1 protein-coding gene and 1 pseudogene are annotated in these 1,456 nt (G+C 76.6%); one reads left to right on the top strand and one right to left on the bottom strand.

Features of this window, described 5'->3' with window-relative positions; translation table 11 throughout:
* A partial coding sequence (locus AAHZ94_RS33850; RefSeq protein WP_349997523.1) for a hypothetical protein occupies window positions 1–836 on the top strand: 836 nt, incomplete at its 5' end.
* 398 nt (window positions 837–1,234) lie between these two features.
* Here AAHZ94_RS33850 and AAHZ94_RS33845 read toward each other — a convergent pair.
* Window positions 1,235–1,456 (bottom strand): annotated as a pseudogene (locus AAHZ94_RS33845) (hypothetical protein); the annotation flags it as partial.

Raw genomic sequence — 1,456 nt, 5'->3', positions numbered from 1 at the left:
TGCAGCCCACCTGGGGCCCGGGACCGACCGGCCAGGGCGGCCAGCAGTCGGGGCAGGGCACGGGCCAGGGCGGCGGCCAGGGGTGGGGCCAGGGCGCCGGGGCCGGCGGTCAGGGACAAGGTCAGGGATGGGGTCCGGCTGCCGGGCCCCATGGTCAGGGCCAGGGCCAGGGCCAAGGTCAGGGCCAGCAGCCCGGGCAGGCACCGGGTGACGAGGGGCAGCCGCCGGCCTGGGGCAGCCAGTGGAGCAACCAGCAGCCGGGCCGCAGCAACGGCGGCGGCTTCGGCACGGGCCCCGGCGGCCGACCCGGCAACCAGCGCGGCCAGAACGGCAACGGCCAGCGCGGCAACGGCGGCAACGGCGGCCGGTCCCGCTGGGACCCCACCGACCCCGCCCAGCGCCGCGCGCGCTACGCGCTGCTCGCCGGCATGTGGGCGTTCTTCTTCGCCCGGTTCCGCCTGCGCGAGGTGGCGCTACTGCTCGGCGCGCTGGCCGTGTACTGGGGCATCAGCGGCCTGCGGGCCAAGCAGCGCGGGGCGGAGCCGGAGCGTACGGGCCCGGCCGTGGACGCTCCGCCGCCCGCGCCGGACGCCACCGCGACACCGCTGCCCGCACCGCGGAACGGCACGGGCACCCGGCAGCACTCGACGGCGGCCATCAGCGGCCTGGTCACCGGCGGCATCGCGCTGGCCATCGTGCTCGCGACGTACACCGCCCAACTGGTCTACAGCGACTTCTACGAGTGCGCGGACGACTCCCTGACCAAGTCGGCCCGCCAGTCCTGCGACCGCCACCTCCCCGAACCGCTCCGCCCCCTCCTCGACGAGGACGACTGAGCGGAGCGCTGAAGAGCGGGACGGTGGTCCACGATCCACCGCAGCCGGGGGGGCTGGTCGAAACCTCGACCAGCCCCCACGGCTTTGTGACCTCGTGGGTTTGCGGCCTCGTGGGTTCGTGACGCCACGGGTTCGCGGCCTCGTGGGCTTGCGACCTCACGGGTTCGTGGCCCCGCGGATTCGTGGCCCCGCGGGTTTCCGACCTCGGATCTTCCGTCCTACGGACGCTTCCTGCCCCGTGGCCGTCGCCCGCCGCCGGCCGATGCGCTCGCGGACACCACGGCCCCGGCCACCCGGGGACGGGCGCGCGGCGCGCGGCGGTCAGCGGCCAGTCCTCACCGGGCAACGGGTACTGGGCAGCAGGTACTGAGCACCAGGCACCAGGCACCGATCAGCCCTCAGGGAGAGCGCGGCGCTGGCGGCTCGGTCCGTGGGGCCGTCGGCGTGCCCTGTGGGGCGTCCGGGTCCCGTGGGGCGCCGGCGGCGGCGGTTGGGTCCAGCGGTGCGCCGGAGGTGGTGGGCGCGTCCGGCCGCACGCCGTGCGCCGCGAGCGGGTCGGGTTCGAAGTCGGGGGCGAGGCCGCCCGACGACTGCTTGAGGGCGGACCAGCGCGCCCGACG

It is taken from the genome of Streptomyces sp. HSW2009 (genome assembly GCF_040240285.1).
GTDB lineage: Bacteria > Actinomycetota > Actinomycetes > Streptomycetales > Streptomycetaceae > Streptomyces.
The sequence above is the reverse complement of the archived record's forward strand: the minus strand, read 5'-3'. Positions and strand labels throughout refer to the sequence as shown.